The organism is Kitasatospora sp. NPDC057198 (assembly GCF_042670125.1).
Classification (GTDB): domain Bacteria; phylum Actinomycetota; class Actinomycetes; order Streptomycetales; family Streptomycetaceae; genus Kitasatospora.
The window spans coordinates 1-7,238 of record NZ_JBHUWH010000400.1 but is presented as its reverse complement, the minus strand read 5'-3'; the positions used below and the strand labels follow the sequence as shown (position 1 = coordinate 7,238).

Genomic DNA, 7,238 nt, shown 5'->3' with positions numbered 1-7,238 from the left:
GACCGAGGGCGTGGGCGATGTCGCCGAGCAGCGGTGCGGTGCTGTCGGCTTCGGCCTCGGCGACGACCAGGTCGAGTGCGACGTCGAGGCCGGTGTGCTCCATCGGCAGCAGGTCGCGCTTGAGCACGGTGGCCGCCAGGCTCGCCAGCAGCAGGAGCCGGCGCTTGCGGACCTCGGCGCTCCAGTCCTCCTCGTCCACCCCGGCGGGCCGAGCGGGTGCGTCCAAAGGGTTGAGCCTGCCCGGCAGGCCGGGGCCGAGCGCGATGGTCTGCCCGCCCAACTCACCTGCGAGGGAAGACCATTCGCCCTTCGGGTCGGACGGAATGTAGATCTTGTAGCCGTGGGCGACCGACCGGGTGGCGATGGACTTCGCCAGCGCGGACTTGCCCATGCCGATGATCCCGCACAGGACCGCGTTCGGGTTCGTGAACCCCTCGATGCGGCCGGAGTTGTAGAGGGTGAACGGGTCGAAGCAGAACGCGGCCTCGGCGTGCAGGTCGCGGCCGATGAACGTGCCCTCGGCGCCGAGGCCGGCCTCGGCGAGGAATGGATAGGCACCGCCCGCGACGGCGGTGGTCATGCGGTGCTTGGGCAGGCGCAGCTTGCTGCCGCGTCCGGAGGCGGGGCCGGGGCGCCCGGAGGCGGGGTAGGTCGGCTGTAGCTCGGGGTCGGCCCCGGTGAACTCCCGCTGGCGGGAGGGCAGTCGGATGCTGCGGGCCTTGGTGCGGGCCTCGGCGAAGCTCTCGCGGGCGGCCCGGCGCTGGGCGCGGTTCGGCTTGCGGGGGACGAACAGCGGGCTGGCGGTGGCGCGGTTCCTGGTCATGGTGGCGGCTTCCGGGGTCAGTGCCGGACAAGGCCGGTGAAGGGGGAGTGCAGGTCGGTGGGGGTGGTGCGGCGGCGTACCAGGCGGGCGGTCTGCTGATGGCGGCGGCAGAGCGTCAGCTCCGGCGCACCCTCGGGCAGCCGGGTCCGGCAGGCTTCGGCGTCGGGGACCTCGCCGCTGCCGAGCCGGGGGGCCGAGTGGTAGGCGGCGTGGAGGTGGTCGGCGGCCTGCCACAGCCGGGTGCGGACGGCACGCAGGTGGTCGCCCTCGGCGGGCAGCAGCGGAGCGGTGCGCTCGGCGTGGGCGTCCAGCAGCGCGTGCAGGGACAGCAGATGCTCGTGCAGGCAGTCCAGCTCAGGCCGGGAGGCGACCAGCGGCCCGGCGGGCAGGTTGAGCGCGCGGTGGAAGTCGATCGCGGCACTCGCGTAGGGGACGAAGTCGGGGGTGGCCGGCATCGTGGGCTCCTTCGGGGAGGGGCGGGCCGGCGTCAGGCGGCGAGAGCGAAGGGCAGGGCGGCGGCGGTGAACGCGGTCGCCTGCTGCCAGGTGAGCGGGCGAAGGTCCAGCTGGGCGCCGACGGCGGCGGTCTCGATCACCGCGCACGCCGAGCGCAACTCGTCTTCGGTGTCGGCGGAGACGGTCAGCAGGCCGGTCAGCGCGACGTCCGCGTGCCCGGCGATCAGCTGCCGCTCGCGGGCCTGGATGTCCTGGTACTCCACCGAGTCGGCCTCGGAGGCGACCTGGCCCTTGCGGGCGCGCTCGGCGGAGTCGGCGATCACCGAAGCCTTCTTGCGCTGCACGTCGCGCATCGCGGCGTCCAGGTCCTTGGGTTCGTAGGCGAGGGAGACGGTGCGGCGCACCCCGGAGGCGAACATCACCTGGTGCAGGAACCCGGGGTTGGTTTCGGTGCGGGGCCAGTTCTCCACCCAGTAGGTGGTGTGGTGCGCGGAGTCGGTGGAGATGTGGTCGGCCTTCTCCACCACGACCACCGGACCTGCCGCCGCGGGGTCGGCGGCGGGGCGGCCGTTGTCGGACCAGCGGTCCAGCGCGGCGCGGGAGGCGGGGTCGTAGGCGGTGCGGGCGACGGCGGCGATCTCGGCGGCCGACAGCCAGCCGGTCGGGTTCAGCCCTGCGGTGCGGGCGGACTGCTCGCAGGCGGAGGTCAGCTGGGCGAGCACCGCGAAGCCGCCCGTAAGGCCGCCGCCGGCCTGGTTGATCAGGCGGCGGGCCTTCTTGAAGTCCAGCGCGACGGCGATGTACGACTCGTGCGGGGCGGCGGCCGGGCCGGCGTTCTCGATCAGCTCGCCGTAGAGCGCACCGGCCAGCGGCGCGTCCGGCTTCCCGTGCTCCTGCCAGTAGCGGCGCAGCGCGTCGCCGGAGTCCGGGACGGTCCGCTCGATCATCTGGATCCGGGCGACGTGGCCGGTGCGGGCCAGCGCCGCCAAGGTGCGGCCCCAGCCGGAGACGTTGGCGGCCTGCGTGCCGGGGTCCAGCAGCGCGTACGCGCGGCTGCTGACCTTGACGATGGCGGTGAGGGTGCTGGCGTGCGGGTCGTGGACGGCGCCGTAGCGGCGGTCGGGGGCGGTGACCACGCGCAGGCTGGCCGCACCGCCGGGCAGGTGCAGCAGACCCTCGCGCACCGGCCGCCGGGACGGCCGGGCCAGCCAGACCAGCTGCCCGCGCAGGCGCCGCAGCGCGTAGCGGACGGCGATCGGGGCCCAGTCGGCGAGGGTCCGTCCCCGGTAGCGCAGGACGACGACGACGGCCACCGCACCCCACAGGGGCAGCAGCTGGAGGGCACCGACGACGCCGCGGGTGGTCAGGACGCCGAGCAGCACCAGACCGGTGGCGGCGACGGTGATCAGCTGGGAGACACTCAGGCCGAGCAGGACGCCTCGGCGCGAGCGGTGCGGGAACTTCACCGACGCCGGGGCGTCGGGCTTCGGGGTGGAGGACATCGGGATTCCAGACGAAGGTGAGCGGGAGGTGGGCGGGGGCGTGGTGATCTTCTGGAGGTCATGACCATGGCTCCTTCGAGGGGGTGGGGCCGGGGCGGGCCGAGGGCTTCGGCCCACCCCGGGACGGCGCTGCGGTCAGGAACCGGGCGCCGGAGGCCGGTGCGGGTAGACGAACCGGACCGGATCAGGCGAGGAACCTCCGGCCGGGGGCGGTCCGTCGTCCGACACTCCTGCCGGAGCCGGAGCCGGGACGGTGACCGAAGCGGCAGGTACTGCCGAGGGAGGAGAAGCCGGGCCCGGGGAAGCTGTCGCACGCCCGGTGACGAAGTGCTCGGCGCCCGCTGTGGCCGGGGCGTCCACTACGTCGCCGCCACCGCCACCGTCGTCGCCGGTGCCACTACCGCTGTCGTCGTGGGAGGTGGGACGGGTGAGCAGGGCGGGGATGCCGGGCGGCCGGGTGACCAGGGAGCGTCCGCGGTCGCCGGGGGCGTTCGGGTCCTCGCCGAAGCGGAAGGAGGTGGGCTGCTGGGCGGGGCCGGCGTCGATGCCCTCCTTGCTGAAGCGCCCGGTCGGATCGATCCCGCCAGTGCTGCCGCCGCTGCCCGCGCCGGGGACCTGACCGGGGCCCTGCGGGGAGGGGGCGCCGGTGCCTGCCTGCATGGCGAGGCTGCCGGCGGTCTTCGCCGCCCCAGCTGCCACCGCCATGCCGGCGATGCCGGTGCGGTGCAGGTCGTCGTGGCCGCCGCCGTCGGTCGCCCAGTGGACGAACTTGTAGACGGCGTACGGACACAGCAGCACCAGCACCATGATCACCGTTCCGGCCATCATGTCGGACAGCGCGCCGAGCCCGTCCTTGGTGTCGGATTCGCCGATGGCCGCGACGCCGGTGATGAAGACGACCGTCATCAGCAGCTTGGAGACCACCAGGGTGGCGGTGGCCTCGATCCAGCCGCGCCGCCAGCGCTTGGCGACCTCCCAGCCGCCGCCGGCACCGGCGAACGAGGCGAGGACGACCAGGACCAGGACGCCGACCTTGCGGGCGACCATCACGCCCCAGTAGAGGAACGCGCCGATCGCGCACCCGACGGCGACCAGCGAGGGGATCGCCCAGCCGAGTTGGAACATCGTTCCCAGCTCGGAGACCTTGATCAGGCGCCTGATCGCGTCGTCGATGCTGGTGCCGGCGGCCTTGAACAGCCCGGCGGAGACCGTGTCGACGACGGTGACGGCCACGGCGGTGAAGCTGATCGCCCCGAAGGAGAACAGCACGCCGGTCATCGTGCCCCAGGCCGCCTGGGCGAGCGCGCGCTCGTCCCGGCGCCAGGCGGCCAGCACCAGCTGCGCGCAGAACGTGCCCACCGTGAGGATCAGGCCGATCACCATGACCAGCTCGTAATTGGCCCTGAACCACGGGGCGTTGAGGTTGATGGCGGTGGTCTCGTCCACCGCCCGCGAGGCCAGGTCGACGGCGCTGGAGGCCAACTCACCCATCGACTTGGCGATCCACGCGCCGATGCCGTCGGTGATGGACTTGCCCGGGTTCGACACGAAGCTGACCGCGTCGACCACGTTGCAGACCTGGCCCATCAGGGGGATGTCGCAGACGCCCACGGAGGGCACCTCCTTCGTGGTGTCAGGGCGCCACGGACGGCATCACGCCGACCAGGGAGCAGGGGCGGTCGGGGCGGCACTGCACGGCGAAGGTGGCCGAGCGGTCCTCGGCACCGCCTTCGCGGACGCCGCTCCAGGCGATCGACTGCCTGCCGGAGACGGTCACCGCGTACACGTACGCCTGCGTGATCGCCCCCGGATCGGCCTGCAGCGCCCGGGTGAAGGCGTCGGGGAAGTGCGCCTCGGCCGCGCTCCCGGTGGCGTACTGCCCGGAGTCGGCCATCCGCCCCCACAGCACCGGAGAAGGCACCAGGTGGTCCACCGAAGCCGGGTCGGCCAGCTCCTGCTCGGGCGTCAGCCACCGGTGCAGGGCCGCCACCAACTCGGGCTGCGAGTACGCCCGGGTGTCGTACGACCACAGCGCCACCGCCGCGGCCTTCCCGAACGCGATCGGATCGTGGGTGCCCGGCGGCACCGGCAGCGCCGTCCCGTCACCGGAAAGCGGGGACGGCGAAGCCGGGGCGGAAGCCGCAGCCGGAGACGAACTCGGCTCTGCGGAAGGGTGGTCGGACGGAGTGCGGCCGTCGCGGGTGAAGTAGGAGAACAGTCCGGCCAGCGCGACGAGCGCCACCAGGACCACGCTGCCCAGCAGCGCCCGGCGGCGCACGAGGGCGCCGCCGGACATCCCGCTGCGGGCAGCAGAGGAGTTGAAGGAACGTTTCTGCACGGCTACTTGACCTGCGTTCCGAGGGTGGAGAAGAACGCGACGACACCGTTGGCGGCACCGAGCAGCAGGGCCGCGCCGGCGGAGACGAGCACGCCCTTCTTGCCGTTGGCCTCGGCCTGGTGGCCGCCGGAGTGGTGGCCCCAGGCCCACACGCCGGCGCTCACCGCGAGCGCTCCGACGACCGCGATGATGCCGAACAGGTTGATGGAGCCCATCACCTGCTTGAGTACCGCGAGGCCGGGCAGGCCGCCCTCGTTGGGGGAGATCCCCGGGTCGTACGCGAGCTGGATGGCCTTGTCGGCGAGGTACATAGGGGAACTCCAGGGAGAATCCGGGCACGCCGAAGGCGCACCGGAGGGAACGGGGGAGAAGAGGGGGAGGGGAGAAGCGCCGGTCAGACGATCCGGCGGGCCGCGAGAATCTGCGGCTGCCACTCGGCGAGGGTCGAGACCTTGACCACGTCACCGGTGTGCGGGGCCTGCACCACGAGGCCGCCGCCGATGAACATCCCGACGTGCTCGGGCACTGCGGCCGTCCCGGTGGTGAACAGCAGGTCGCCCGGCTTCAGGGCGTTGAAGGGAACGGCGGTGCCCTCGCCCACCTGCGTGTAGGTGGTCCGGGTCAGCGTGACCCCGGCCGCCTTGTAGGCCATCTGCATCAGCGAGGAGCAGTCGCAGCGGCCCATCGGGTCGGCGCCGTGCGAGTCCTCGCAGGACCCGCCCCACTGGTACGGGGTGCCGAGTTGGCCGAGCGCCCAGCGGATCGCGGTCTGCACCTGCGGCGGCGCGTCGGTGGGGATCGTGTACCCCTCGGGCAGGGTGCCCGGCGGGATCGTCCCGAAGCCGCTGCCGTCGCCGCCCGCGGTCGAACACCCGCCACCGGTCGGTGGAGCAGTGCTGGCCGAGGCGTCCGGCGACGGGCTCGCGCCCGGCGTCGGCGACGGCGAGGCGGTCGAACCCGGGTTGGTGCCGGGTTCGAGGAGCGGGGCGATGGCCTGCTGCAGTGCCGTCGCCAGTGGCGCCCACTTGGCGTAGGCGTCCGGGTAGCCGCTGCGCTGCACCGCCTGCGCGGCCTGGGTGATCGACATCGACTGCCAGCCGGAGACCTGCTGGAGGGCCTCGTAAAACTTCGTCGAGGCGTACACCGGCTGCATGATCTGCTCCGGCGTGCCCCAGCCCTGCGAGGGCCGCTGCTGGAACAGCCCCAGGCTGTCCCGGTCGCCGTAGTCGAGGTTGCGCAGCCCGCTCTCCTGCAGCGCGGTCGCCAGCGCGACGACCTGCCCGCGGACCGGGATGTGCATCGCGACGCCGGTGGCCTGGATCGTCTTCGCGTTCGGGATCTGCTCGTCCGGCTTGTCCAGCCCGGAGACGGCCGGGGCACCCAGCGGGTTGGAGCCGTCCAGGATCGACTTCACCTGGGCGGCCACGGCAGCGGTATCCACAGCCTGTTGATCACCGCCCGGGGCGCAGGCGGTGGCCTGGGCACCCCCGGCGGCGACCACCACCAGCGGCAGCGCCAGGGCCAGCGGCCCGGCCGCGACCAGGGAGACGAGCAGACCCGCGGACTTCTTCACCGCCGCCGCTGGGCGAAACGGGCGCCCAGGACGGTCGGGGTGGAGGGGCGGGGCGGGGAAAGGCACGGCTGTGCCAGGGCGCGCTGCATCGCAGCAACTCCTCGGGGTGTTGTAGGAGGACGCGGTGCCGGCCTCTCGTGCGAAGAAGTCGCCGGCACCGCGCCGGTAGTGAAACCGCCTGTAGGGCGGGCCCGGGTCAGGGGAGTTCGCAGCTCCCGGACGCCGGTCTCGGATCGTGCGCGGCAGCCGGCCGCGCTCGTAATCTCAGCCCGAACACGAGGTCTCCTGGAACGAAGGGGATAGGGGGAAGCGGGCCCGCGAAGCACCCCAGTGGACAGGGCAGCACGGACCAACACGAGCCGTCCCGGACCGAGTTGACCCCGGGGCCCGGTTGGCATGGCGAGACAGTAGACGCCAAGTCCGGCCGCACCAAACGACCCCTCACCAGGCCCGGAACCCTCCCGGCCGCCGTTAGGTGTGGCCGTCCTTTCCGGCTACCGTCCCGGCCATCCCCCCGTCCTGCGGTGGCCGCCGGGCACCGCAGGAC

General features: G+C 73.2%; 6 protein-coding genes and 1 pseudogene. All 7 read right to left on the bottom strand.

Going from position 1 to position 7,238, the window contains the following annotated elements; translation table 11 throughout:
- Window positions 1-823, bottom strand: a pseudogene (locus ACFUEL_RS31315) (ATP-binding protein); the annotation flags it as partial.
- Window positions 824-840: 17 nt separating this feature from the next.
- Window positions 841-1,278: a DUF6238 family protein gene (locus tag ACFUEL_RS31310; RefSeq protein WP_380240200.1), complete on the bottom strand. Its 438-nt coding sequence runs from the start codon at window positions 1,276-1,278 to the stop codon at window positions 841-843.
- A gap of 32 nt (window positions 1,279-1,310) precedes the next feature.
- Window positions 1,311-2,780 (bottom strand): SCO6880 family protein, encoded by a 1,470-nt coding sequence (locus tag ACFUEL_RS31305; protein WP_380240198.1) that lies wholly within the window; start codon window positions 2,778-2,780, stop codon window positions 1,311-1,313.
- 135 nt (window positions 2,781-2,915) lie between these two features.
- A complete protein-coding gene (locus ACFUEL_RS31300; RefSeq protein ID WP_380240197.1) occupies window positions 2,916-4,391 on the bottom strand; it encodes an ATP-binding protein in 1,476 nt (491 codons plus the stop codon).
- Between the two features lie 22 nt (window positions 4,392-4,413).
- Window positions 4,414-5,076, bottom strand: a complete 663-nt coding sequence (locus ACFUEL_RS31295) for a hypothetical protein (RefSeq protein WP_380240202.1) — start codon at window positions 5,074-5,076, stop codon at window positions 4,414-4,416.
- A gap of 44 nt (window positions 5,077-5,120) precedes the next feature.
- Window positions 5,121-5,429, bottom strand: a complete 309-nt coding sequence (locus ACFUEL_RS31290; RefSeq protein WP_380240195.1) for a DUF6112 family protein — start codon at window positions 5,427-5,429, stop codon at window positions 5,121-5,123.
- Window positions 5,430-5,512: 83 nt separating this feature from the next.
- Window positions 5,513-6,691, bottom strand: coding sequence for a C40 family peptidase (locus ACFUEL_RS31285; protein ID WP_380240193.1), 1,179 nt, complete (start codon window positions 6,689-6,691; stop codon window positions 5,513-5,515).
- Window positions 6,692-7,238: the final 547 nt, after the last annotated feature.